Annotated in this window: 20 protein-coding genes and 2 rRNA genes (1 of these 22 only partly in view); 13 read left to right on the top strand and 9 right to left on the bottom strand. The window is 43.5% G+C overall.

The features are described from left to right. The 4 genes from PPIS_RS13345 to PPIS_RS13330 form a co-directional block, all read left to right on the top strand. Positions 1-871, top strand: a 23S ribosomal RNA gene (locus tag PPIS_RS13345); it begins 2,014 nt to the left of the window's first position. A 166-nt stretch (positions 872-1,037) separates the two neighbouring features. Further along, positions 1,038-1,151: ribosomal RNA gene (gene rrf, locus PPIS_RS13340) — 5S ribosomal RNA — on the top strand. A 403-nt stretch (positions 1,152-1,554) separates the two neighbouring features. Beyond that, positions 1,555-2,169, top strand: coding sequence for a trimeric intracellular cation channel family protein (locus PPIS_RS13335; RefSeq protein WP_010376603.1), 615 nt, complete (start codon positions 1,555-1,557; stop codon positions 2,167-2,169). Between the two features lie 17 nt (positions 2,170-2,186). Next, the gene (locus PPIS_RS13330; RefSeq protein WP_010376607.1) at positions 2,187-3,707 is read left to right on the top strand and encodes a YifB family Mg chelatase-like AAA ATPase; all 1,521 of its coding nucleotides are present in this window, start codon (positions 2,187-2,189) and stop codon (positions 3,705-3,707) included. Positions 3,708-3,750: 43 nt separating this feature from the next. On the opposite strand, the gene PPIS_RS13325 is transcribed toward PPIS_RS13330, so the two are convergent. Continuing rightward, positions 3,751-4,446, bottom strand: coding sequence for a response regulator transcription factor (locus tag PPIS_RS13325; RefSeq protein WP_010376609.1), 696 nt, complete (start codon positions 4,444-4,446; stop codon positions 3,751-3,753). Positions 4,447-4,671: 225 nt separating this feature from the next. Continuing rightward, positions 4,672-7,125: an alpha/beta hydrolase family protein gene (locus PPIS_RS13320; RefSeq protein ID WP_010376611.1), complete on the bottom strand. Its 2,454-nt coding sequence runs from the start codon at positions 7,123-7,125 to the stop codon at positions 4,672-4,674. Between the two features lie 166 nt (positions 7,126-7,291). On the opposite strand from PPIS_RS13320, the gene PPIS_RS13315 reads away from it, so the two are divergent. After that, a complete protein-coding gene (locus PPIS_RS13315; protein ID WP_010376613.1) occupies positions 7,292-8,419 on the top strand; it encodes a hemolysin family protein in 1,128 nt (375 codons plus the stop codon). On the opposite strand, the gene PPIS_RS13310 is transcribed toward PPIS_RS13315, so the two are convergent. Beyond that, positions 8,403-9,611, bottom strand: a complete 1,209-nt coding sequence (locus PPIS_RS13310; protein WP_010376614.1) for an EAL domain-containing response regulator — start codon at positions 9,609-9,611, stop codon at positions 8,403-8,405. The two genes, PPIS_RS13315 and PPIS_RS13310, sit on opposite strands and share 17 nt — an antisense overlap. Before the next feature lie 210 nt (positions 9,612-9,821). Between PPIS_RS13310 and PPIS_RS13305 the strand changes: the two genes are divergently transcribed. Beyond that, positions 9,822-10,832, top strand: a complete 1,011-nt coding sequence (locus tag PPIS_RS13305) for a metalloprotease (protein WP_010376616.1) — start codon at positions 9,822-9,824, stop codon at positions 10,830-10,832. Between the two features lie 30 nt (positions 10,833-10,862). On the opposite strand, the gene PPIS_RS13300 is transcribed toward PPIS_RS13305, so the two are convergent. Next, on the bottom strand, positions 10,863-12,176 hold the full coding sequence (locus PPIS_RS13300) for a short-chain fatty acid transporter (RefSeq protein WP_010376618.1): 1,314 nt from the start codon (positions 12,174-12,176) through the stop codon (positions 10,863-10,865). Between the two features lie 220 nt (positions 12,177-12,396). Here PPIS_RS13300 and PPIS_RS13295 point away from each other — a divergent pair, with 220 nt between their 5' ends. Then, on the top strand, positions 12,397-12,624 hold the full coding sequence (locus PPIS_RS13295) for a hypothetical protein (RefSeq protein WP_010376621.1): 228 nt from the start codon (positions 12,397-12,399) through the stop codon (positions 12,622-12,624). Positions 12,625-12,627: 3 nt separating this feature from the next. Here PPIS_RS13295 and PPIS_RS13290 read toward each other — a convergent pair whose 3' ends face one another. Further along, positions 12,628-13,530, bottom strand: coding sequence for an AEC family transporter (locus tag PPIS_RS13290; RefSeq protein ID WP_010376623.1), 903 nt, complete (start codon positions 13,528-13,530; stop codon positions 12,628-12,630). A 104-nt stretch (positions 13,531-13,634) separates the two neighbouring features. On the opposite strand from PPIS_RS13290, the gene PPIS_RS13285 reads away from it, so the two are divergent. Next, on the top strand, positions 13,635-14,003 hold the full coding sequence (locus tag PPIS_RS13285) for a YacL family protein (RefSeq protein WP_010376624.1): 369 nt from the start codon (positions 13,635-13,637) through the stop codon (positions 14,001-14,003). Positions 14,004-14,066: 63 nt separating this feature from the next. On the opposite strand, the gene PPIS_RS13280 is transcribed toward PPIS_RS13285, so the two are convergent. Beyond that, positions 14,067-14,768, bottom strand: coding sequence for a 2OG-Fe(II) oxygenase (locus tag PPIS_RS13280; protein ID WP_010376625.1), 702 nt, complete (start codon positions 14,766-14,768; stop codon positions 14,067-14,069). A gap of 29 nt (positions 14,769-14,797) precedes the next feature. Here PPIS_RS13280 and PPIS_RS13275 point away from each other — a divergent pair, with 29 nt between their 5' ends. Next, positions 14,798-15,196 (top strand): acyl-CoA thioesterase, encoded by a 399-nt coding sequence (locus PPIS_RS13275; protein WP_010376627.1) that lies wholly within the window; start codon positions 14,798-14,800, stop codon positions 15,194-15,196. Here the strand turns inward: PPIS_RS13275 and PPIS_RS13270 are convergent. Continuing rightward, positions 15,177-16,271, bottom strand: coding sequence for a hypothetical protein (locus PPIS_RS13270; RefSeq protein ID WP_010376628.1), 1,095 nt, complete (start codon positions 16,269-16,271; stop codon positions 15,177-15,179). The genes PPIS_RS13275 and PPIS_RS13270 overlap by 20 nt on opposite strands. Positions 16,272-16,321: 50 nt before the next feature. After that, positions 16,322-19,144, bottom strand: a complete 2,823-nt coding sequence (gene uvrA, locus PPIS_RS13265) for an excinuclease ABC subunit UvrA (RefSeq protein WP_010376630.1) — start codon at positions 19,142-19,144, stop codon at positions 16,322-16,324. Positions 19,145-19,324: 180 nt separating this feature from the next. On the opposite strand from uvrA, the gene PPIS_RS13260 reads away from it, so the two are divergent. The 4 genes from PPIS_RS13260 to PPIS_RS13245 all read left to right on the top strand — a co-directional run bounded on the left by PPIS_RS13260 (position 19,325) and on the right by PPIS_RS13245 (position 24,091). Continuing rightward, on the top strand, positions 19,325-20,071 hold the full coding sequence (locus PPIS_RS13260) for a substrate-binding periplasmic protein (protein WP_010376631.1): 747 nt from the start codon (positions 19,325-19,327) through the stop codon (positions 20,069-20,071). Between the two features lie 139 nt (positions 20,072-20,210). Further along, positions 20,211-21,578 carry an MFS transporter gene (locus tag PPIS_RS13255; protein ID WP_010376632.1) on the top strand — a complete coding sequence of 456 codons (1,368 nt, stop codon included), beginning with the start codon at positions 20,211-20,213 and terminating at the stop codon, positions 21,576-21,578. Positions 21,579-21,595: 17 nt separating this feature from the next. Next, positions 21,596-22,249, top strand: a complete 654-nt coding sequence (ssb, locus tag PPIS_RS13250; RefSeq protein ID WP_010376633.1) for a single-stranded DNA-binding protein — start codon at positions 21,596-21,598, stop codon at positions 22,247-22,249. A 255-nt stretch (positions 22,250-22,504) separates the two neighbouring features. Further along, positions 22,505-24,091 carry an EAL domain-containing protein gene (locus PPIS_RS13245; RefSeq protein WP_010376634.1) on the top strand — a complete coding sequence of 529 codons (1,587 nt, stop codon included), beginning with the start codon at positions 22,505-22,507 and terminating at the stop codon, positions 24,089-24,091. A gap of 21 nt (positions 24,092-24,112) precedes the next feature. Here the strand turns inward: PPIS_RS13245 and PPIS_RS13240 are convergent, their stop codons facing one another. Further along, positions 24,113-25,024, bottom strand: a complete 912-nt coding sequence (locus tag PPIS_RS13240; protein WP_010376637.1) for a 1-aminocyclopropane-1-carboxylate deaminase/D-cysteine desulfhydrase — start codon at positions 25,022-25,024, stop codon at positions 24,113-24,115. Positions 25,025-25,197: the final 173 nt, after the last annotated feature.

Below are 25,197 nucleotides of genomic sequence, written 5' to 3'. Positions count from 1 at the left end.
GCTGTGTACCCGCGGCTAGACGGAAAGACCCCGTGAACCTTTACTACAGCTTGGCACTGAACATTGACCCTACATGTGTAGGATAGGTGGGAGGCTTTGAAGCAGAGACGCTAGTTTCTGTGGAGCCGACCTTGAAATACCACCCTTGTAGTGTTGATGTTCTAACTTAGGCCCCTGAATCGGGGTTGAGGACAGTGCCTGGTGGGTAGTTTGACTGGGGCGGTCTCCTCCCAAAGAGTAACGGAGGAGCACGAAGGTTTGCTAAGTACGGTCGGACATCGTACGGTTAGTGTAATGGTAGAAGCAAGCTTAACTGCGAGACAGACACGTCGAGCAGGTACGAAAGTAGGTCATAGTGATCCGGTGGTTCTGAATGGAAGGGCCATCGCTCAACGGATAAAAGGTACTCCGGGGATAACAGGCTGATACCGCCCAAGAGTTCATATCGACGGCGGTGTTTGGCACCTCGATGTCGGCTCATCACATCCTGGGGCTGAAGTCGGTCCCAAGGGTATGGCTGTTCGCCATTTAAAGTGGTACGCGAGCTGGGTTTAGAACGTCGTGAGACAGTTCGGTCCCTATCTGCCGTGGGCGTTTGAGAATTGAGAGGGGCTGCTCCTAGTACGAGAGGACCGGAGTGGACGAACCGCTGGTGTTCGGGTTGTGATGCCAATTGCATTGCCCGGTAGCTACGTTCGGAACTGATAACCGCTGAAAGCATCTAAGCGGGAAGCAGGCCTCGAGATGAGTTCTCACTTTGACTTAGAGTCAACTGAAGGGCCGTTGAAGACTACAACGTTGATAGGCGAGATGTGGAAGTGCTGTGAGGCATTAAGCTAACTCGTACTAATTACCCGTGAGGCTTAACCATACAACGCCAAAGTGGTTTACTAGAATTGTTCCAGACAATTCCTAGCATGACCTCCATCCATGGAGGCCTTAGCTAACAGAAGTTAATAGACTAAAGTAGACAAAGAATTTAATAGCTTTTTCCGGATTTACATTAATGAGGGAGACTTCATTGATGAACAGAATTTCCTGGTGACTATAGCGTTTTGGACCCACCTGACCCCATGCCGAACTCAGAAGTGAAACAAAACAGCGTCGATGATAGTGTGGATTACCCATGTGAAAGTAGAACATCGCCAGGGCCAAATAAGAGAAACCCGTTGCAGCAATGCGACGGGTTTTTTGCTGTTTGGGGTATAGAAATTTGAGATATAAAAAATCTCGCAAGCTAATCAACACATCGCGAGGTGAACTCGCTCCCACCACAGTATCAACACAGTACAACACAGTACAACACGGTTAGGTGGTTCACCCACCGATGGTTTGCAATGAAGTTCTGAAAAAATATTCTAAACCTAAGTAAATGCGCTACGCCACAGTATAAACATGTATCATGATAGGCGGTTTACCCACAAGTATTCATCCTAAACATTTCATAAAGTCACTTTAATCAGTACATTGAAAACTGTAAATATCGGCGATCCTACTACCTTTTGTGTGAGATCTTCGTTATGATTTTGCTTTTGTTTCACAACTAATTACGAAATGTCAGAACTCTATCATTGGTTTGATCTCTTGGGCGTTATGGTTTTTGCGATCTCGGGAACCTTAATTGCGCATAGTAAACACATGGATGGCTTTGGTGTGATTGTCCTTGCGACTGTAACTGGTATCGGGGGGGGAACATTACGAGACTTGATTTTAGATCAACCCGTTTTTTGGCTTCATGATACTAGCTATATTTACGCTATTTTATTTGCTGTCGCTGTGAGTATATGGTGGCTAAATCGGCATCAAAATATTCCAAGAACTGTACTGCAGGTTGCTGATGCTATTGGACTTGCTTTTTTCGCTGTAATGGGAGTACAAAAGGCTTTAAGTATTGGAATGCCTGATACTACAGCTGTGATCATGGGTGTATTGACCGGGTGTTTTGGTGGGGTTATCAGAGACGTATTAGCTCGAGAGATCCCACTTCTTCTAAAAGGAGAGTTATACGCGATCACCTGCATTTTTGGCGGGATAGTCTATACTCAAGCAATTAAATTGGGCATGGCAACAGAATACGTAATGGTATTGTCCATGGCGGCAACCTTGTTATTAAGATTAGCGGCTATGCGATACCACTTGGTGTTACACGTATTTAACTATAAATTTTAAGTAAGCAGGAGACATGGATGTCTTTAGCAAGAGTCTTCACTCGAGCACAAGTTGGTATTACCGCTCCCGAGGTAATTGTTGAGGTGCACCTTAGCAACGGTTTACCTGCCTTTAGTATCGTTGGATTACCCGAAACCTCAGTTAAAGAAGCCAAAGAGCGCGTCCGTAGTGCCCTTGTTAATGCTGGCTTTTTATTTCCAGAACAGCGTATCACAGTAAACTTAGCACCAGCAGATCTACCCAAAGACGGTGGCCGCTTTGACTTTGCAATCGCACTCGGTGTTCTCGTCGCATCAGGACAGTTAGATAGTCAAGCTATTGCTGATAAAGAGTTTTATGGTGAGCTTGCGTTAAATGGTGAGCTGAGGACGGTCACTGCCATTTTGCCATCTGTTATTGCAGCAGCGAAGGAGGGGCGAACTGCTTACCTACCAATTGGTAACGATGCAGTTGCGAGCCTTGCCGCTGATGCCAATCGTGTTGCTATAAGCTGCTTGCGTACAGCATGGTTAGACTTAAGCGGCCAGCAATCACTTAGGTTTAATCGACTCTACCCAGACGATTTAAATTTACAAGCCTCAGGGGGGAGCTTGCTGGATATGGCTGAGGTGAAAGGGCAAGAGGGGGCGAAGCGAGTGCTAGAAATAGCCGCGGCAGGTGGGCATAACGTTTTATTTCTTGGTCCTCCTGGCACTGGAAAATCAATGCTTGCTCAGCGTCTACCCACTATAATGCCACTAATGACGGATAATCAGGCATTAGAAACAGCTTCTATCTATTCCATACTGGGAAAAACAATCAGTCAATCAAACTGGAAAACAAGGCCTTTTAGAGCTCCACATCATACTTGCTCTGCGGTAGCCTTGGTTGGAGGCTCGTCGAACCCTAAGCCTGGGGAGATATCATTGTCAAATAATGGCGTTCTATTTTTGGACGAGTTGCCAGAATTTGATAGGAAGGTACTGGACTCATTACGTGAGCCGATGGAAACGGGCATGGTAACGATTTCGCGTGCAGCTCGACAAGTTGATTACCCTGCAAACTTTCAACTGATTGCAGCATTAAATCCCAGTCCTACAGGTTGTTACACTGACAAGCGAGCGTCTCCGGATCAAGTATTGCGCTATTTGGCTAAGATTTCAGGTCCATTTTTAGACCGAATAGATCTACAGGTAGAATTACCTCGTCTAAAAACAGAAGAGCTACAATCCCAGAGTGATGGAGAGTCTAGCGAGACAATAAGGGCTAGGGTGGAACAGGCCTATAAAACAGCTTTAGCACGTCAGGGAAAATGTAACGATCAACTGAGTGTAAAAGAGCTAAATAATATCTGCTATCTTGCTGATACTGAGCGTTTATTTCTAGCAAAGGCAGCAGAAAAACTAAAGCTATCACCACGTTCATATCATCGAATAATCAAGGTCGCGCGTACCATAGCAGATCTGAGCTCGACACCTAATATTGGCTTATCACATTTAAAGGAAGCGCTTAGTTATCGTGCGCTGGAGAGGTTGTTAGCTCAGTTAACACAGTTCTAGCTAACGGCATTTCAATAGATAGGGAGTGTATAATTGGTAAAGGTTAAGCTGATAACATATAACCCTTGCCGCGAACCGTCACAATGCGTTTTTGCTCTTTTTCATCGCCGAGTTTTTTGCGTAGTCGGCCAACTAAGACATCAACCGTTCTGTCGCTTGGGCTCCAATCAGGTTGCCCAATGTCTTCTGAAATACGCTCTCTGGATGTTGCCCTTCCAGCATTGGAAATAAGACAAATCAATACCTTATGCTCAGCTTCGGTAAGTCGAGACTCAATGCCGTGTTGATTGATTAAGGTACGATTATCAGGGTGTAGTTTAAAATCAGCATATTCGATAAATTCTTCTGATTCATCGTCTTTATTACCAACTAAACGTTTGTATAAGGCACGCATACGCAGTTCAAGCTCAAGCGTATCAACAGGCTTACAAACGTAGTCATCAGCACCTTGCGCAAGACCTGCGATTCTGTCGGCTTGAGAGTCTCGACTGGAGAGCATGATGACACCAAGGTCTGATAAGGTATTAATCTCTTTCGCAAGTTGCAGGCCATCGGTGGCGGGTAAAACAACATCAACAATAGCAAGTGCAAATGGGTTTTGGGTTTGAGATTGAATAAGCTCAAGCGCAGTAGCCCCTGTATTCTCTACAGTGATACTGAACTCGGTATTTTCAAAGTGACTACACAGTCGCTTTGCTAAGAGTTCATCATCTTCAACTAATAAAACCTTTATGCTCATGTTTTCACTGTTAATTGTTGTTTAATTGTCGTTAATATAACACTGAGAGATCGCTGCTTGGAAGTACATGAAACGAATTCTTACAACTCTGTATCTGGCACGTTAACCTGACAACCTAGTTCGATCAAGAGGAAACCGAGCTTTATTATTAAATTATATACAATGATGTGTTTGATTGCTGCTTCCATAAACAAAAAGGCGACACAGAGTGCCGCCTAGTGTTGATTACTTACCGTATAGATGTTCCCACCATTGTGGCTCTTGCTTTAAATGTTTATCGAAATAAGCCAGCATGGTGTTCCACCAATGGAAGCGCTTGTCACGAGCAAAAATTTGATGATCTGCGCCTTTGTATTCGACCAACTCAACATCTTGGCCAAGGATCTTCAATGCGGTATACATATTGTGACTTTCACCTGGCGGCACATTGGTATCCGCGTCGCCGTGAATTAACAATAATGGTGTTGTTACTTTGTCTGCATTAAATACCGGGCTATGTTGTGAGTAAAGGGTTGGATTGTTCCAGGGGAAACTTCCTTTTGAGGCCTCGCCAGAATACAAATAACCCCACCAGCCTTGGCCCCAGTATGAAGTAATATTAGAAATACCAGCATGTGAGATAGAAGCTGAGAACAAATCAGTTTTTGTTGTCAGCAGCATAGTCATGAAGCCGCCGTAAGAAGCACCTAAATTACCTAAACGCTTGTCATCAACGAAAGGGTAGGCTTTCACAAACTCTTTGGTACCCATGATGATATCGTTAGCGGTGTGTTCACCCCAAGCATTGACGTGTTCTGCTGAGAATTTCTGACCAAAACCAGTCGCACCAGTTGGTTGCAAGACATAAACAACATAGCCTTTTGCTGCCCATAAGTTAAATGGATAACGCCCTGTAAAGCCACGAGTTACTGGAGAAGTACCGCCGTAGTAATAAACAATAGCTGGGTATTTTTTAGCTTTGTCTAAATCGTGTGGTAGATACACGCGGCCTTTAATCTCCACGCCTTCAGTATTAGTAAAATTAAACTCTTCTAGGTTGGCAATTTCCGCATTCTGGTATGCGATATTTGTTGAGTCCCAGAGCGTGTCAGCTCGCTTATCTGAGGTTGACATGGTTTTTAACTGTTGTGGAGTTGATGCTGTAGTTCCTGTGAATAAGATCTCTGGATTACGTTCACTAGACACTGAATAATTAGCGACAACATCCAGCCCAGTGTTTAAGCGTTTGAAAGTAGACTTACTTTCGTCAAAGAGGAAAAGCTGTTGACGATCTTGGTCAGTCGCTTTTAGCACCACATCGCCATTACTGAGTACGGTAAAGCTGCCTATGGCTGGGTCAAAGTTTTTACTCAGTGCTTTTACATTGTTGCCTTTGCGAGCTAACCAATAGAGTTGGCCATCATAGTTATTCGCGAGCATACCTTCAGGTAAGTTGCGCCCCGCACCTTCTGCAAAATCAGGACCTGCAGTTACATAAATACCATTTTTAGTGTATTGCGCGCCGCTAAATGTACGATACTGACCAATAACACTTTGCTGATTGTTTGATAGATCGATTTCTATTAGCTCTGTCAACATGTGAGGAGGTTGCGCGTAGTCTTGCTTATTACGCGTTGCTAAAACCGTGTTTGCTTGTGCGTCAAAGTCGGCCAAGTTGTGGCTTTGTGCGCCAACGGTCACAGGATTAAGTAGCCCACTTTTTATATCGAATAAGAAGATTTGCGATTGAGTGCGAGCATATGACCATCTATCTTCTAAACCTTGATAATGTTTAGTCAGTTTGCCTTCTTCTTTGCCGCTGTTGGTCCAAGCAAAAATAAGCGTGTCATTATCAAAAAACTCGATACTATTAGCGCCATTGAGCTTAGTAGCAACTTGAGTACGTTTAAAGGTTTTTACATCAAGGACGTAAGCTTTATTATCTTTTAAATAAGTGAGTTTGCTGCTGTCATCACGCCACGCAAAGCTATTTGCGCTCATGCCATCGAAACTGTAAAGCATGTCACCATCTTCATTGTATAAAGCTGTTTCGGTGATTGCTGCGTTGCCTTTTTCATCATCGTAGTGGCGTACGGTAGAAATGTAATATTCGCCGTTAGGTGCAAGTGAGATAGCACTCACTGTTGGAGCATCAAACAATTGCTTTGCAGACAGCGCTTTGGTTTGTTTTTCTGTTAGCGTGATAACGTCATGTGCTGCTTCGCCTTCAAAGCTAAGATCAACCTTATTCCAGTCATTCACCTGTTCAGCGATAACGAGGATTTGATGATCGCCCTTGACTACATCAAGCTGAACCTCTTTAACACCGGAGACAGGCTCTCCATTTAGAAATACTTTGGCCTTCTCGACGCCCTCAAGCTTGAGTTTACCTGAGACAAAACGTTCAGTAGTGAAATTAAACTTCAGAGCCTGCAGTCCTGGTATCGTTAATTGAGATATTTTATTCAGTGGTTGCCATTTGCTTTCATTATTGAATAGCGTTACCTGTTTGGCGTCTTGTTGTAATGATGGTAGCAAGTTTTCAATAATTGCATCACGATGAGCTGTGTCAGCTGGCTTTATTGTGGATTCGCCTGCGATGGGACCCAAAAATTGTATTTTTGATTCGTCTAATGGGCTTGCTGAAAGTTGTGCTGAGACTGCCGTAAATAGTAGAGTGACGGCTGTACGTAATTTCATTTATTTGCGCCTATTGTAGGTAATTATATGATAAAACTATATCATAGTATTTTGAACCGGTTGTATTGCTGCGATAGACGTCCTAAATTTAATAGTCTGTGTTGATGAGCAACATAACGTATGCAGTTAAGCAAATACTTAGCGTTGAATAAAGAGGAGAATTTACTTGGTTTTATTATTAACCTACATGTTTTTGGCAATAGCTATCTCTTTTATCTGTTCGGTGATGGAAGCGGTGCTACTTAGTATTACGCCAAGCCATATAGGGATCTTAAAGCAAGACAATGATGCATTAGCATCGCGAGTTCAACGCCTTAAAGACAACATTGATCAGCCTTTATCTGCCATTCTAACGTTAAATACCGTTGCGCATACCGCCGGTGCAGCAGGGGTTGGTGCACAAGCTGCTGTGGTATTTTCAGATGCAGCTGTTGGTATTGCGTCTGCAGTGATGACGCTACTGGTTTTGGTACTGTCAGAAATCATTCCAAAGACTTTAGGAGCGACTTATTGGCGCGGATTAACACCTATCGTTTCCAGTGTGTTGGTATGGTTAGTTCGAATATTGAAGCCTTTTGTGTGGATGTCTGATCAGTTAACAAAAGTGATAGGCCGTAAAGAAGATGAGGCTCACTATATTCGTCAAGAAATCGAAGCGATGGCGGAGATTGGCTCTGAAGCAGGCGCATTACATCAAGACGAAACTGAAACCATTCGCAGCTTGTTGCGCTTTCGCCACGCCAAGCTCGAAAGCATTATGACACCAAGAACGGTACTGTTTAAGGTGCATAAAGATATGACAGTACACGAGTATTTGTCTGAGCATGGTTCGGTTGCTTTTTCTCGGGTGTTGGTATTCGATAAAAACACAGATGACATCATCGGCTTTGTGCACAAAAATGACATTATGCTTGCTTATCATAGGCTTGGAGAAGAATATAAAATTGGTAAGCTATCTCGCCCTCTTTATACCGTACCGGAAACGCTAGCTGCGCCAGAGTTATTCAAAGCGTTACTGGCAAAGCGTCTACACATTGCGCTTGTCATTGATGAGTATGGCGATGTACAAGGCATAGTGACATTAGAAGATTTGCTTGAATCATTAATGGGAATGGATATTGTTGATGAGCGAGAGCAAACCACCAATATGCAAGCTGCTGCTAAGCAAAAGTGGCGAGAGCGCGTTGATAATCATGATAATTTGATTGAAGACAGCGACGAAGCTGAAGATGTGTCTGAAACGCAAAGCGACGGAGAGGAAACTGCCTCTCCTGAGGTTAAGGGTTCGAATTAATCATGCGCTGCCAAGAGTGTATCCACCCGACTAGGTCTGTTAGTGGTTTAGGTTTGCTGATTAAAAAACCCTGCATTAATAGGCTATGCTTGTAGCGGTCAAGGTATTGTAGCTCTTCAATCCGCTCTATACCTTCAGCTACTATGTCTAATTGTTGATTTTGTGCGATATCGATTAAGCTGTCGATAAGTACCTGTGAAAAGCGATCGGATTCCACATGGGTTATCAAAGAGCGGTCGATTTTGATCTCAGTAAACGGCAAAGACTTTAACTGCTGAATATTGGTAAATCCAGTACCAAAGTCATCTAACGAAATATCAAACCCCCGGATCCGTAAACGGTTCATTGTTTCCAATTGAATAGACTGATTCATCGGTTGGTTTTCAGTAATTTCTAAAATGATATCACTAGGCTTTAAACGGTTTATTTCTAGAATAAGTGCCAGTTTATCTGGGCAGCTCAGATCATTTAATTGCACTGGTGATAGATTAAAAGCCAGTTTAATTGGGTAATTTAGCTCAGATTTGATTGCTTTAAACTCGTCCGTTGCCTTTTCAAAAAGCTGGAAAGTAATGATGTTGATTAGATCGGTATCTTCGGCCACGCCAATGAAATGATCCGGTAAAATAACCTGCTCGGTATTTTTAGGCACAATACGGGCAAGCACTTCGACACTTTTAATCTTTTTGTCACCACGGTGAACCTTTGGCTGATAGTAAGGCGTAATTTCATTGTGACTAATGGCGTGCAAAAGATCGCTTTCGGTCACCTTTTCAATGCGGCTACGTTTAACAGTGGTATACGTCTCCATTTTTTTGAGCATGCGCTCGACATCAACCAATTGTACGGGCTTAGAAATATTGCCGATAAGATGTGCATTGGACTGTCTAGCAAGGTTGGTTGCTAGATCAATAATCTTTTCGTCCATTTCGGAAATAATAATAATGCCGCCAGAGAACCTTAGCTCTCCCAGTTGGCGAATAAACTCCATACCATCCATTTCGGGCATATTGAGATCTGTAAAAATGGCGTCAAATTGATGAGGAGTCTGCCGTATTTTTTCTACAGCATTCACCGCACTTGAGCAGGTTGTGACATGCTCAATGCCAAGTTCAGTCATAATAGCTTGCATTACGACGAGGATCGCGGGTGAATCATCTACTACCATTATCCGATGTTTTGCTAATGACATTAACAATTCCTTCGTATACCTTACCTCCTTAAAGTCTAGTACAAATAATTTAAAGTGCTCAAATCTCAAAACGCTTTAAAAGGTGATTTTTACTCAATTTGATGCACAATAATGACACTTTACCTGCATTTTTCTAATTCAGATTTCGGCAGCACTTTATGAAGCGGACGCTTTTAGCGATAATGCCCCAAATGACCTTTGGATCTGAATATGAATAGAGTCGAGTTTTCACTAGCGGACAAAGCGGTATCTATCTTTTTTAACCAACAACAAGTAGTACAGCTTTTTGTCGAGCAACAAGCGATTACCTTTGAAGAGCAACATAATGGCATTTTCGCGACCATTGATGGACAAGCACTGGCGGTAAATACAGAGCAGTTACCTCAGGGGTTACTTGGTATTGCAGTCAATGGAGCTGAACTTCAGTGGCTTGAAGTGAGCACTGAAACACCTAAAGAAAAACGCAGCTTATTTGGTTTGGCAGCATTGGGCTTAAAGTTATTTAAAAGTGTAAAGGTGGTTAAAGCTGCGTTGGCTGGCGCATCCGTGGCTGGATACGCATGGCTATTTTCTTGGCAGTTTGCGCTTATGCTTGTGGCTTGCTTAGTCGTTCATGAATATGGCCACGTCCGCGCTATGCGCTATTTTGGGATTAAAACAAAAGGTATCTATTTGATCCCTTTCGTTGGTGGTCTGGCTGTAAGTGACGATAAGATCACGACCCGCTGGCAAGATGTGGTTATTTCGTTGATGGGACCGGCATTTGGTTTAATAACCTCAGTCCTTGGAGTGGTGTTGTATTACGCGACAGAGATGGAAATCTTTGCTGGTGTTGCTGTATTAAGTGCGCTGTTGAACTTATTCAATTTACTACCCATTTTGCCGTTAGATGGTGGGCATGTTCTAAAAAGTATAAGCTTTTCAATGCGCTCTTGGGTGGGGTTATTAGCGTGTATGGCAGGAGTATTATTCGGCCTCTGGATAAGTTACACCTTTGGCTTAATCCTACTGGTGATATTCATATTGATTGGTAGTTTTGAAATCCTGATTGAGTGGCGTGGCCGTAATTACAGTCACTTATTACCCCTTGACCGATATGGGCAAGTGGTCAGCGCCATTATGTATATAGTTGTTATTACAGGTCATGTTGCGGTAATGATGCATTTTGCTGATTCAGAGAATCCAATCCTAAGCTTACCAATGAAAATTTTATCAAGTTAATCTGTGTAAGAAGGTGCGTTACGCACCTTCTTACAGAGGCAGCAACAATAAAGTTGCGATAATTACACCCGTTACCAGCAATTGTACTAGGCAAAATCCCATAATATCTTTGGCTTTAAGGCCTGCAATTGCAAGTACCGGGAGTGCCCAAAATGGCTGGATCAGGTTAGTCCAAGCATCACCCCAAGCAACGGCCATCGCGACTCTGGCTATGTCTGCATTAAGTGCTTCTGCTGCGGGAATGATAATTGGTGCTTGTACCGCCCACTGACCGCCACCTGAAGGCACAAATATATTTACAAGGCCTGCGCTTAAAAAGCTCCACAGTGGTAATGTCCATTGACTGCTAATAGAAACAAATCCTTGAGATATTTGTTGCGCAAGTCCTGTTTCTACCATCATAGCCATGATCCCAGCATAAAAAGGAAACTGGATCACGATACCGGCACCACCTTGAATTGCTTGTTGTAGACCATTGAGAATATTCGCAGGGGTTTTGTGTAGCAGCATGGCTAAGAACAAAAACAGGGCTATGACGATATTCAATGTCAATGTGCCTGCATTAAATATAAAGTAAAAGCCTAGATAGCTAAGACCGATTGCTCCTCCTAACATACCAAGCCATGAGGCATTTTCTAATTTTGCAGCCGGAGTATTGTGGGTACTGATATCATTACTTTGTTCAATGAGCTTTTCTTTATCAACAATAACTGCGTCATCATCTTTGGGAAGCATCAGTTTATTTATAAGTGGTAAAACGATAAAAATACTGAGTACGATGAGCAGGTTAAAAGGTGCAAAGATTGTCTCTGAAGTGGTAACAATACCGATGCTCTTTTCACTAAAGTGGCCCAGGGTTGCGATAGTTAGAGGGACTGAGCCTGATAGACCAGCGTGCCAAACAACAAAACCAGAGTAAGCACTGGCCACTAACAGGCGATAATCGACTTTCACTTTTCGAGCGATGGCCTTTGCAAACAAAGCTCCGACAACTAAGCCAAACCCCCAATTTAGCCAGCTGGCGCTCATCGCAACAAAGGTAGTGAGTATAATTGCTTGAGAGTGAGTCTTAGCTAGGCCAGCTATACGGTCTAGTGCTTTCGCTATTGGAGGGGTCACGGCAAGCATGTGACCACATAATAAAACTAACAACATTTGCATCGCAAAAGTAAGCAGCTTCCAAAAACCACTACCCCATGCCTCAAGCACCATGACAGGCGTTGCTGGAGTAAATAGTGCAGCGAGTATCATCACCAAAAAAGTGAGTAAAAGTACAATCACAAATGGATCGGGTAGATACTTGTCGACTAATTTTGTTAGCGGGGTGGTAAACTTGCTAAGCATAAGACATCCTGTTTTCATTATTATTTTATGTAAATCAAAGTGATTGAATTACGCATCATAATATAGCTAAACTTTAAGCTAAAAGTTAGTGGTTTAGGCTAACTTATAGTGAACAGAAAATATTGAGTTTCATTGTTTCCTTTTAAAATCAAAGTGTTAGGGTTGGCATGAAATCTGATATATTAAAAAGAAAGACTTTAAGTAACTAAGAGAGGTAACTATGTCTGGACAAGGTTCTGGTGGTAATGTAATTGCAGCGATTTGTAACGTCTTTTTCCCTGGCCTTGGTCAGTTGGTTCAAGGTCGTATATTGGCGGCTTTAATCTTCGCAATTGTTGTTGTAGGTGGGTATGCGCTGTGGTTTTTATTGGTTCCACCCGTGATTGCCGCCGTTTTCCATTTGTGGGCTATTATTGATGCTGCTAAGTATACGCCGCCTAGGTATTAACGGTTATACCAAAAAGTATAACCACCCAGTCAGGCTGACCATACTCAGCACAGTAGACAGCACAACGGTAGCCGCAAGCGTTGCTTGTTGGCTGTCGAGCTGTCTAGCAACAAGATAGGCATTAATGCCTAAAGGAGAGGCACTCATTAGAGTCACTACCTGAACTTGTTGAGTTGATAATCCTAAATAAGTGGCAAAGAGATAAACCAATCCCGGTAGTAGCATCAGTTTTACTGCACTTAGCCATATTGCACCGTGTAACTTTCCTCGTACACCATACTGCACCAAGCTTGCACCCAAAATAAATAGCGCCCCAGGAATAGCAGGTTTTGCCAACCAACTAAAGCTTTCAAGTATTAAACTTGGTAGTTTTAACCCAGCAACGTTCAATATCAAACCACTTGAAATACTTATCACTATTGGATTTAACAGCAGGGGTTTCACAATATCTACCTTATTTTTGTGTCTTGCTGCCAGTAAAAAAGTCATAAAAAACAGCATCGCACTGTGGAATGTAATAATCATAAATACCATGGCAGCGGCTTGCTCACCGAGTGCCATTAAGATTATCGGTAATCCGACTAACACGGTATTAGAGTAGGTGCCACTTAATGCCAATGCTGCACTGTCTGCTTTTGAACGATATTGCGCTTTAAAGAGAAATAGGTATAAGCCTACATAAGTCAGAGCGACTGGGAGATAAAAGGATAATAACAAGGGACCCGTTGTAAGGCTTTCCAGATCTGCTTGCACCATACTGCTAAATAACAGCACAGGAATACACAAATTAAAGATAAAAGTACGCAAGCCATCAAGCTGATTGATGGCGATAAAGCCTATCTTTGCACTCAAAAACCCAGAAATAACGATAAAGATGAGAGGAAATAAGATCTCAACAGGCGACATGCATTGACCAACAATCGAGTGGTTAAAAGGTAATTCTATCAATGAATGCTTAGCGGACGCCACTTAGGTATAATAAAAGAAGGTGATTTAGTTAAGAAGTAAAGATGGAATACCAGTTTATTCGTGACCCACTTTCTGGGTTTCGTGCTCGCTTAAATGACGAGCATGCGTTGATAGGTCGGTGGCTAAGCGAGGAGCTTGCACATGAGCGCATTGTCAGTCTGCTGACACAGCTTGAAAACCTGCCAAATCAAAAAGAAGAGCTTGTATTGGCCGGAAAAGAGATCCGCGCCACGTTCACGCCGCAAGAAGCATTATTTGAAAGCCACGCATTATTTCATGAAAGTGATGACATAGCGCAGTATCAAGAAGACGCGCTGGCTTTAGATGAGTCGGGTATGATGGCGGTGTGTGGCTATGAAGACTTTTTACCCATGCTGATAGAGTGGGCTGAATTTACCAAAGCTAAATAAGTTCTGTGGGGTCTGTTGATCTTGCATGCTTGAGTTCAACAGCCCCTGAAGTGTAGAGGTAGCTTATTTGGGTGTACCATAGAGTTGCTCTGCTCTATTAAATAACACCCACGAAGTGAGTATATACTTATCGTTAGAAACCGGAATATTACCTCTATGTGTATGTGTAAAATATCCTGGTGCTATCACCATAGAGCCTTTTACTGGGGCAATTTTACGCTTTTGATAATAAAACTCGGTCTCGCCACCTTTCTCGACATCGTTAAGGTAGAACATAAATAACAGCACTCGGTGTAAGGCTTCATTATGGTCATGTTGAGGGTAGACTTCGCTGTGCCAGTAGGGGTAGCCGCCTTTATTTATTTGATAGCGTTGAGCTTGGATAGCACCCAAACGAAACAGCTGTTGAGCAAGGACCGGGAGTTGTGGCTTGCCGACTTCTTCAAAGTTATCCACAGTGAGGTCGACAGGCTCACCTGTTTTGGGGTGATACACTTTAAGTCCAAATGCACCGATGATCATAAAGAAATGTTCTTCAAGGTATTCAAATAAGTGCTTTGCCGTAACCTGTTGAATGTGTTGCAACTGTTTGGCATAGTCAGGATAGGAATTTAAATAAAGGTCGTGACTGACTTTTTTACTCAAGTCGACACCACCAGACGTAGTCCCCTGTTTTAAATGTGGGCTTTGATCGAAGGTCTTTACGAATTCATCGCAAAAGTCTGAACTGAGTGCGTTATCGTAAACGCGAATAAAATCACTCATGTTTTTCCCTAGTTTTTATTGGAGTTATTATGCTGTCTGAAAAGCTTATGCCGCGTTTTTGTGAAACAGACGTGCTTGGACATATCAACAATACCGTACTCCCTGTGTGGTTTGAAGCCGCGCGCACACCTATTTTCAAAATATTTACACCAGATTTAAATCCAAAAGAGTGGAAATTGATTGTTGCTAAAGTCGAAGTTACTTTTAAAGGGGAGCTATTTTATGGTCAGGAAGTCGAAATAAAAACGGCTGTTGAACATATCGGCAACAGCTCATTTGTGATTTTGCAGCAGGCTTGGCAGCATGGAGAATGCTGTGCTGAAGGTAAAACCATTATGGTGCGATATGACTTTGCGGTTAAGCAATCCCAACCGCTGAGTCAGCAAGAGCGCGATGCGCTAGGTACTTTTATGGTTGCTGCGGCTTAAACTGATGGCCAATTGCCGCTGAAATACAAGGCTTTACTGTATAGGTGTAGCCGTATTCCGCGGCGTTATCCGGCATGATCTCTAAGATCTCATAATCGTTTAATTCAACAATATTACTGCCTTCGCTATGTTCACAGCGTGAGTTTCCGTCAGACTCAAAGCGAAAGATAAAGTAAGCCAGTATTTGATTAAGCACATCGTTATAGTTTTTACCTTGCTCGTGCAAATCCGGGTTGGGATCGTTATTAATAGATACCGTTAACGACTCCGGCTCATCTTCCGTGGGCTGTGCTTCATCTTGTTGTGGAGTATCGCTACTCATGTTGGCCTGTTGTGGTTGAGTTTCCGATGCTCCTTCGTTTTCTTCTGTGGAGTCAGAGGTGCGTGATTCTTTCGCGTTGGCTTGGAAAGAAATTCCGTCCTCATCTATTTTGAAATCAGAAGAAAACTCAGTAAATGCGGTTGAAGCACCTGATTTAGCGATGCCAAGCACCAAAAAAGCTAATAAAACAAAACACATGATCAGCCTGATGATTGCTGTTGTTGCCGGGTAGCGATAGTGATTCTGGTGCCAAAAAGGCTTTATACGCAATGGCTTAAGTAGGAAAAGCACAACGACATAGCAGGTCATAAAGAGCTGCGCGAGAATTAACAAGAAGGTACTGGTAATAAAGAACCAAGTAGGTAACGACAGCAACACACTCAAATTATGTGTGTAAGGGAAATTATCTGTGCTGACGCCAGTTAAATCATTAATACGACCATCAGCTTGAACCAACACAAAGTTCGCGATAAAGGCGTAAAATAACAGTATTAGTGCTTTGCCAGGCACACTTTCCCAAAAGGTCATGATCCTCGGCCAGAATTCATAACATAGCGCCGTTACTGTGGTTATTAAGATCAAAAAGCCGATGAAATTATTATCTTCAGTTTCACTCAAGCTGAACATAAAAATGATAAAACTGATTAAATAATAACGTTGAGCCAGCGTTAGACTTTGCCAAAATTGGCCGATGGAAAAGCGCAGTCTTGCTAGGTACGCGGTTAAGTTTTTTGGTGCGAGAAGTTGATGCATAATAAATGAATTTGTAATTATTATGCACCAATAATAGAGACTTTTAGAAATTAAGACAATAAAGGCTTAAGGTACTTACCTGTATGCGAAGCCGCAAAGTTAGCCACCGTTTCAGGTGTACCTGAGACGAGTATTTGACCTCCTCCAGCTCCCCCCTCTGGACCTAAGTCCACGATCCAATCCGCGGTTTTGATAACATCCAGGTTATGCTCGATAACTAATACCGTATTACCATGATCGCGCAGACGATGCAGTACGGCGAGTAGCTGTTGAATATCATGGAAGTGCAGACCTGTGGTCGGCTCATCCAGAATGTAGAGCGTTTTGCCAGTATCTCGTTTTGATAGTTCACGAGCGAGCTTAACACGCTGCGCTTCACCACCGGATAACGTCGTGGCTGCTTGCCCTAGGCGTATGTATGAAAGGCCAACGTCCATTAAAGTTTGTAGTTTGCGATTGATTGCGGGAATTTTATCAAAAAATTCTCTAGCGTCCTCAACGGTCATTTCCAACACTTCGTGGATATTTTTACCTTTGTACAGCACTTCTAGTGTTTCACGGTTATAGCGCTTACCGGTACAGACATCACAAGGAACGTAGACATCCGGCAGGAAGTGCATTTCTACCTTGATAACGCCATCGCCTTGACAGGCTTCACAGCGACCGCCTTTAACATTAAAACTAAAGCGGCCAACCTTATAACCGCGTGAACGCGATTCTTGCGTCCCCGCAAATAGTTCACGGATAGCAGTAAAGATCCCTGTATAAGTTGCTGGGTTTGAACGTGGTGTGCGACCGATAGGACTTTGATCAATATCGATAACTTTATCGAAGTGATCTAGCCCATGAACTGATTCATATGGTGCAGCTTCTTGCGTTGTTGCACCGTTTAATTCCTGGTGGGCAAGTTTGAATAGCGTGTCATTAATGAGGGTAGATTTACCCGAACCAGATACCCCAGTTACGCAGGTCATGAGCCCAACAGGCACTTTTAAGTCGACACTTTTTAGGTTGTTGCCCGTTGCGCCTTTAAGCTCAAGCCATTTGTCATCACATTGATGGCGTTGCGCTGGAACTTCAATACATTTCTCGCCACTGAGATATTGACCCGTTAATGAGTCTTTACTTTGCATTATCTCATCGCGAGTTCCCTCAGCGACGACATAGCCGCCGTGTACACCGGCGCCTGGACCGATATCGATGATGTGATCGGCTGCGCGAATAGCATCTTCGTCGTGCTCTACCACAATCACGGTGTTGCCAAGATCTCTTAGGTGCGTGAGTGTTTTAAGTAAACGATCGTTATCGCGCTGATGTAGACCAATTGAAGGCTCATCTAGTACGTACATTACCCCCACGAGACCAGCGCCAATTTGGCTTGCAAGACGGATCCGCTGAGCTTCACCGCCAGATAAAGTATCAGCACTACGCTCCAAAGAGAGGTAATTTAGGCCTACATTGATCAAGAAAGATAAACGGTCGCGGATCTCTTTGAGTATTTTGTCCGCAATTTGTGCTTTTTGGCCTGTGAGTGCTAAGTCGATAAAAAATTGACTGGCTTCGCCGATACTCATCGTTGTTACAGTTGGCAGGTTGGTTGAGCCGATAAACACATGGCGAGCTTCTTCGCGCAGGCGTGAGCCATGGCAACTTGGACACGCTTGGCTGGTTTGATATTTGGCGAGCTCTTCTCTTACTGAACTGGACTCCGTTTCCCGATAACGGCGATTCATATTGTTTAACACGCCTTCAAACTCGTGATTGCGGGTGATAAGATCGCCTCTGTCATTACGATACTTAAACGCGATTTTAGTTTTGCCTGAGCCTTCTAATACCACTTTTTGAAATTTACTCGGCAGATCCTGAAATGGCGTTTCTAAGTCAAATCCATATTGCTCGGCAACTGAGCTTAGCATCTGAAAATAGTAAAAACTGCGTTTATCCCACCCTTTGATTGCACCGCCAGATAAGCTTAGTTCTGGGTTTTGCACTACACGTTTGGGATCAAAATACTGCTTTACCCCCAAGCCATCACAGCTTTGGCAGGCACCTGCTGGGTTATTGAAAGAAAACAATCTTGGTTCAAGTTCGCTCATGGCATAGCCACAAGTTGGACAGGCAAAATTGGCCGAGAAGATCAGTTCGTCTGCTTCACTATCATCCATATAGGCGATTTGCGCAATGCCATCAGCCAAATCAAGCGCGGTTTCAAAAGATTCGGCTAACCGTTGCTCAAGCCCTGCTTTGACTTTGAAACGGTCCACCACAACTTCTATGGTATGTTTTTTCTGTAACTCTAGTGTCGGTGGATCTGAGAGATCGCATACCTCGCCATCAATACGTGCACGAATAAAACCTTGGCTCGCAAGCTCTTCTAACAGTTTTACGTGCTCACCTTTACGGTTTTTCACCACCGGTGCAAGTAGCATGAGTTTGCTACCCTCAGGTAGTGCCAATACAGTATCAACCATTTGACTGATAGTTTGTGCGGCTAACGGTAAATCATGGGTAGGGCATCTCGGTTCACCCACTCGGGCAAAGAGTAATCTTAAATAGTCGTATATTTCGGTAATGGTGCCCACGGTTGAACGTGGATTGTGAGAAGTCGACTTCTGCTCAATGGAAATCGCGGGAGACAAGCCCTCAATGTGATCCACATCTGGTTTTTCCATCAGCGATAAAAATTGCCTCGCGTACGCAGATAAAGACTCAACATAACGACGCTGGCCTTCTGCGTATAAGGTGTCAAATGCTAAAGACGACTTCCCTGAACCAGAAAGACCCGTGATCACTATCAATTTGTCTCTTGGAATGGTGAGTGAAATGTCTTTTAAATTGTGGGTGCGGGCACCCCTAACTTCTATTTTATCCATACGACCCTTGTGTTTTTTCGTGCGCTGTACTGAGTACGCGATACTAATCCACTAAATTGAAATCTGGATCAGTCAAAGCATGATGTGAAGTGAACAGATTACCGCATCCCGAATACAAAATTAAGTTATCTCTGCTAAACGAACTAAACTTATTAAACCGATCAACTTGGGATATTGATTTTGTATCGACTTTTATTGCTTTTGGCGCTGCTTTGCCAAAATGTCTTCGCCTGTGAGCTGGTAGTGCGGTTTGAGAATTATGCGGCGCAGTCTAAGTTAAATGACGACCTTGTTTGGCACGGTATGGACGTTGATTTCGCTAAAGCCTTGTTAGATGAAGCGGGGTGTAGCTATCGTTTCGTAAGTATTCCTTGGGGTCGGGCGCTGAAGCTTTTAGAGGAAGGTGATATCGATCTTATTTTGAGCGTTACAAAAACACCAGTACGTGAACAGTTTGCGTATTTTATTGGTCCCCAACGCATGGAAACCATTGTTTTTGCAATGAACTCAGGCGAACCTCACCAGCTTGACTCACTTGAGTCGTTATTCCATCTGTCAAAGCCAATCGCTATTCAGCGTAATGCTTATTACGGTGAGGCATTTACAGCTCGCCTTGCGCGTCGTACCGACAGTGAAACGCAATTTATTTATGTACCCGACAATCAGGTAAAATTGAATTTGCTCAAAAAAGGACGGATCGCAGGGTTTTTAGAAGAAAAATTCAACATCCTGTATCAAAGTAAAAATAACCCTGATTTTGAAAAGTTTGCAATTAGCCCGTTGGTTATTAACGAAAACCCAGTATATTTTGCCTTTAGCAAGGCACGCACCTCGAGCGAGCGTTTGCAGCGTTTAAGTCAAGCATTTGAACGGGTTAAACGTAGCGGAAAATTAGATCAGATCACGGCCAAGTACGGCGTCAACTAGCGCTTTTTTCTTTCGAAGTAAATCGCTCAAATTTATGATGGTAACAATCGCATTGCAAAGATCCGTTCGCGCTAGTGTAAGTTAAGAAAAGAGTTTGTTAAACTTGCGCGTGATTTTCGATAGTGATGAATACCGCCTTATGTCTAATGACTCTTTAAATCCAACTGAAAAGCGCGCCGCGATTTCTCTTGCTGGCGTTTTCGCTTTCCGCATGCTTGGTTTGTTCATGCTGATGCCAGTGTTAGCTGTTTACGGCCAGTCTTTACAGGATGTCTCGCCACTGTGGATTGGTTTGGCTATTGGTGCTTATGGTTTGACTCAAGCTGTACTGCAGATACCTATGGGTTGGTTGTCTGATAAGTTTGGCCGTAAGCCAATCATCATTGGTGGGTTGTTGGTATTTGCATTAGGATCTGTTATCGCAGCATTAGCGGATTCAATCTATTGGGTGACATTTGGTAGAGCCCTACAGGGCATGGGCGCGATTGCAAGTGCTTTACTTGCGCTTGCTGCGGATTTGAGCCGTGACGAGCAGCGTTCCAAGGTAATGGCGGTCATTGGCATGTGCATTGGTATGAGCTTTGCTGTAGCCATGTTATTAGGACCAATGATTGCGGCGTCTTTTGGTATCGCAGGGATCTTCTGGCTGACGGCGGTATTGGCAATTGTAGGTATCGCTATCATTACCTTTATGGTGCCAAATGCGGTAAATAAAGCCCCAAAAGGTGACACAATTGCAAGTTTTGCAGATATTCGTCGCTTGGTGCAAAACCCACAGTTACTGAGGCTTGATCTTGGGGTGTTGCTATTGCATTTGACGCTGACTACAATTTTTGTAGCCTTGCCAGGTCAGTTGATCCGTGATGGTCTTGCTGCTGACAGGCACTGGCAACTCTATATTCCGGTATTTTTACTCGCCTTTATTTTGATGGCACCGATGATGATAGTGGCGATCCGCAAACAAAAAGAAAAGCAGACATTCTTGCTGTCTATTGCAATGCTAGTGGTAAGCTCAATTACTTTGTATTGCTTTGTAGATTCGCTCTGGGTGATCGCAGGTGCAATGCTGGTCTATTTTATTGCCTTTAATTTTCTCGAAGCAACTATGCCTGCGTTGGTTTCTCGCATAGCTCCAGCAAACCAAAAGGGATCGGCGATGGGAGTGTTTTCATCTGGCCAGTTTCTTGGTGCATTTATAGGCGGTGCTTTGGGTGGTATTTTGGCACAAAATTTTGCGGTCGATACGATATTTGCCGCAACGGCCATTATTGGGGTAATATGGTTTGTTATCGCATGGGGTATGCAAGTACCACCTAAGAGCAAAGCGATCAGCTTAGTTTCTGCTGTAGAAAATGAGCAACAAGCGACGGAATTGGCAGATCAATTGGTTTCATTACCTGGGGTACTTGAGGCCACGGTAGTAAGAGATGAGAATCGTAGCTACCTAAAAGTAGATGATAAAATTTTTGATTTGAAGCAAGCCAAGCAAGTGTTGGGCTTGTCATAGTGTGAGGAGACAATGCCATGGCACGTGGTGTTAATAAAGTAATTTTGGTAGGTAATCTGGGCCAAGATCCTGAAGTTCGCTATATGCCAAACGGTAACGGCGTGGCTAACATCAGCATTGCAACTACGGATAGCTGGAAAGATAAAAACACCGGTCAATTGCAAGAGCGTACAGAATGGCACCGTGTGGTGTTGTTTGGCAAACTTGCGGAAGTTGCGGGTGAGTATTTAAGAAAAGGCTCGCAGGTGTACATTGAAGGTCGTCTACAAACTCGTAAGTGGACAGATCAAAGCGGTCAAGAAAAGTACACAACAGAAATCGTTGTGGACATGGGTGGCCAAATGCAAATGCTAGGTGGTCGTGGCGAGCAGCAGGGTCAAGGTGGTGGCCAGTACCAAGGTGGTCAACAGCAGCAAAATAATTATGGCCAACAAAGCTATAATCAAGCGCCTCAGCAGCAATATTCGCAGCCACAGCAAAGCCAGTCAAACCAACAGCAAGGTGGATTCGCACCACAGCAATCGCAACAGAATTCTCAGCAGTCTTCTGGATTTGGTGGCCAGTCTCAAGGCGGCTTTGCACCACAACAGAACCAAAACAATGGTCAATCAGGCGGCAGCTCAAACCCTATGGAGCCACCAATTGACTTTGATGATGATATTCCGTTCTAAATGGTGGTATAGCATCTACGAAAACCCTAGCATCATGCTGGGGTTTTTGTTTTTTACCGGTATAAATATCTCTAAGAAAATGGTGACAAGTAAGCTTAGATAAAGCTTACCATCTTGTACGATTAATAAACTTAACGCATTTCTAGTTTTGGCTCAGTTGCTTATCCTTTCTGCACAATTAAAAGCCGCATCTCGCTTGAGTTTTGCACTATTTTGAACAACACTTCAGTTATCTTTCCACCCAATCAAAACATTATGCCAGTTCAGCTGTTAGATGGATTTAGTCGTCAGTATCAAAAAAAGCTAGTCGCGGTAAGTTTGGCGGTGTTGTTGTGTCTAAATTTCCTTCTTAATCATTTACTGCACCTTCAGGTCCACACGCAAGGCGAAGAAGCGGCTGCTGAAATTTCTCAGTTATCACCGGAAGCTTTAGCTGCGGGAGTAAGTGAAATAGCTACGAAGTATGGTTTTTCGTTGTTACCTGTGGCGAATGCAGAAGAACATCAATTTGTTGTCAATGACCAAGCGGTTACCTTGTACCATGAATCCATATGGATAAGTCATGGATATATATTGATATTTTTCAATTTGTTGTCGATTGGGCTCGTATTATTCGTACATCGGTGGTGGTTTTTATACGGTATGACTGAGTCTACCTCAAATGCGCAAAAGCCTGTGGCTTTGCCAGCCCCTGCTTCTGAAGGGCAGTATGCATTATTTGCGTTAATCCATTGGCAGTGCAGTACACCTAAAGAAGTTGATCTGCAGTTACATTTTCAGCTTGCGCTAGTTAAAGGCGTTGGAGAGTTTGGGACGGTGGCAGTTAAATATCTAACTTCAGGGGCATTGGCCGTGACAGTAAAGCAGATAGGGGCGACTAAAGGTATGGATTTGGCAAAGCAAATGCACGAAATCGTTTATCGAGTACTGCTAGAGTTTCGGGGGGATTTATCTCGCAGCAAAGTGAAGCTTGGCGCGTGTTTTTATCAGGAAAATAAACAACAGACACAGGTTTATCAAAGCGCAAAATCAGCGCTCTCAATTGCGCAAAATCAAGTGTGGCAACATACTCATCTAGTTCATCTTACAGAGTTATTGGCAAAACGCCTTAACGAAGACGGTGAAGCTTTGCTGAGTTATCTGAAAGCCGGACAGTTTTCCTTATTCTTCCAGCCGTTATTCGACTTTTTAGCCGAAGACGTCATTGTAAGCGAAGCGCTACTGAGAGTGACTCACAAAGAAATGGGGCGCATTTCGGCCAAGCAGGTGATGCAACACCTTTATACTCCAGAGCAATTTCAGTTTCTGGATAGAGCGATAGTTAAGCAGGTGTTGTCTGTTTATGAGCAGGAAAGGAGTTTTGGTAAGGTAAGTATTAACTTACATATTTCGAGTTGGGTGGATAGTCAGTTTATTGAGTGGCTAGAGGGGCAGCTCATTGCGTCTCATAGTGGTGCGGCAATTGGGTTTGAACTTAGCATAGAAGAGGTCTATCAACATGGAGAGCGTTTGCTAGCAGTTTTTGATAGGTTGAACCGACTTGGATGCGATATTTATTTGGATAATGTTACGCAGGCTCTGACGCTAGGGCGCTCACCGCTTGCCGAGTTGGTAAAAGCTGTCAAGCTTAGCTATGAGCTAGTACATGGCATTGAAAAGTCTGCATATCGTAAACGCACAGTAAAGCAAATAGTCGCTCAAGCGAGAAGCTTGGGTATTCCCGTGTATGCCGTGGGGGTTGAAACCGTTGCTGAACTGAGTTGCATCAAAGGGCTTGGAGTGAAAGGGGCCCAAGGGCATTATTTCTCCGCACCATTACAACAGCTCGCTGATATTCACTAAAACGCTAACCGCATGAGCTGGTTAGGTCGACTTTTTATTTGCCAGATATCTCAAACCATCTAATCCTTGTAAACCGCCGGTATGGATTGCGGTGATCACACTGCCTTTTTTGAAGTATCCTTGCTTAGCCAAAGTGAAAATAGCGTAAAACAGTTTACCCGTGTAAATAGGCTCAAGAGGTAAACGATATTTCACCTTCATTTGATGACAAAAACTCAGCAATTCAGGTGTAGTCTTGGCGTAACCTCCGTGGTGAAAATCATGGAGTAGCTGCCATGGCGCGCGGCGCTGAACTGTGATTAATTCATGTATTTCCTGTGCTAGATATTCAGCACCTTTTAGTACCGTAACACCTAAAACCTGCGTGTGGTTAGGTAATCCCGAGATTAGTCCTGCCACTGTGCCACCACTGCCCACAGCCGTCATGACATAATCACTTTGCGGCAAGGAATGCGCTAACTCTTCAACGCCTTGGAGTGCAAGTGCATTAGTGCCGCCTTCAGGTATGAGATAAGCATTATTAAACTTGGCTTGCAGAGTTTGAATGTATTCAGGTTGATTTCTTTGTCGATATTCGATTCGACTCACTGGATGAAGTGTTAGCCCGCAAGCGTTTGCCATTTTTAGCGTTGGGTTGTGCCGGTCAATCTCTGGGCCTCTAACAATTAAGTGACCTTTGATTGCGAAAAGTTTGCATGCCATGCTGGTAGCATATAAGTGATTGGAAAATGCCCCGCCAAAAGTGACTAACTCTTCAAGGCCAACTTGCTTGAGGTGGAGTATATTGTATTTTAGCTTACGCCATTTGTTTCCTTGGATCACAGGATGGAGCAAATCATCACGCTTAACCTGCAACGTTAAACCGTATTTATCTAATGTCGGGTGGTGAATTGTTTGGATTGGCGACTCGGTGATATTGGTGATGGTTTGCATGATGAAATCAGTCTGATATTTTGCACACTATAATAAATAACCTAAGCGTTTCACTCCAGAGGTTATCATACATCCTTGATTACCTATCTGCTATTTTGGACTCGAATGAGTAACACATCGAGATGTTAGAGAAAAATAGACAAAATCTCAGCTAAAAACTGGCAAGACGCTGG

This window comes from Pseudoalteromonas piscicida (assembly GCF_000238315.3).
GTDB lineage: Bacteria > Pseudomonadota > Gammaproteobacteria > Enterobacterales > Alteromonadaceae > Pseudoalteromonas > Pseudoalteromonas piscicida.
Note: the sequence above shows the minus strand (reverse complement) of the source record. Positions and strands in the feature narration are given on the sequence as shown.

What these genes read in the sequence shown, in the direction of transcription:
- PPIS_RS13300 (WP_010376618.1), bottom strand. Translation starts at nt 12,176, where the DNA reads ATGCTTAGCAAGTTTACCACCCCGCTAACAAAATTAGTCGACAAGTAT.
- PPIS_RS13280 (WP_010376625.1), bottom strand. Translation starts at nt 14,768, where the DNA reads ATGAGTGATTTTATTCGCGTTTACGATAACGCACTCAGTTCAGACTTT.
- PPIS_RS13310 (WP_010376614.1), bottom strand. Translation starts at nt 9,611, where the DNA reads ATGTCATTAGCAAAACATCGGATAATGGTAGTAGATGATTCACCCGCG.
- PPIS_RS13325 (WP_010376609.1), bottom strand. Translation starts at nt 4,446, where the DNA reads ATGAGCATAAAGGTTTTATTAGTTGAAGATGATGAACTCTTAGCAAAG.
- PPIS_RS13240 (WP_010376637.1), bottom strand. Translation starts at nt 25,024, where the DNA reads ATGCAAACCATCACCAATATCACCGAGTCGCCAATCCAAACAATTCAC.
- PPIS_RS13335 (WP_010376603.1), top strand. Translation starts at nt 1,555, where the DNA reads ATGTCAGAACTCTATCATTGGTTTGATCTCTTGGGCGTTATGGTTTTT.
- PPIS_RS13255 (WP_010376632.1), top strand. Translation starts at nt 20,211, where the DNA reads ATGTCTAATGACTCTTTAAATCCAACTGAAAAGCGCGCCGCGATTTCT.
- PPIS_RS13305 (WP_010376616.1), top strand. Translation starts at nt 9,822, where the DNA reads ATGAATAGAGTCGAGTTTTCACTAGCGGACAAAGCGGTATCTATCTTT.
- PPIS_RS13295 (WP_010376621.1), top strand. Translation starts at nt 12,397, where the DNA reads ATGTCTGGACAAGGTTCTGGTGGTAATGTAATTGCAGCGATTTGTAAC.
- PPIS_RS13290 (WP_010376623.1), bottom strand. Translation starts at nt 13,530, where the DNA reads ATGTCGCCTGTTGAGATCTTATTTCCTCTCATCTTTATCGTTATTTCT.
- PPIS_RS13245 (WP_010376634.1), top strand. Translation starts at nt 22,505, where the DNA reads ATGCCAGTTCAGCTGTTAGATGGATTTAGTCGTCAGTATCAAAAAAAG.
- ssb (WP_010376633.1), top strand. Translation starts at nt 21,596, where the DNA reads ATGGCACGTGGTGTTAATAAAGTAATTTTGGTAGGTAATCTGGGCCAA.
- PPIS_RS13320 (WP_010376611.1), bottom strand. Translation starts at nt 7,125, where the DNA reads ATGAAATTACGTACAGCCGTCACTCTACTATTTACGGCAGTCTCAGCA.
- PPIS_RS13330 (WP_010376607.1), top strand. Translation starts at nt 2,187, where the DNA reads ATGTCTTTAGCAAGAGTCTTCACTCGAGCACAAGTTGGTATTACCGCT.
- PPIS_RS13285 (WP_010376624.1), top strand. Translation starts at nt 13,635, where the DNA reads ATGGAATACCAGTTTATTCGTGACCCACTTTCTGGGTTTCGTGCTCGC.
- PPIS_RS13275 (WP_010376627.1), top strand. Translation starts at nt 14,798, where the DNA reads ATGCTGTCTGAAAAGCTTATGCCGCGTTTTTGTGAAACAGACGTGCTT.
- uvrA (WP_010376630.1), bottom strand. Translation starts at nt 19,144, where the DNA reads ATGGATAAAATAGAAGTTAGGGGTGCCCGCACCCACAATTTAAAAGAC.
- PPIS_RS13270 (WP_010376628.1), bottom strand. Translation starts at nt 16,271, where the DNA reads ATGCATCAACTTCTCGCACCAAAAAACTTAACCGCGTACCTAGCAAGA.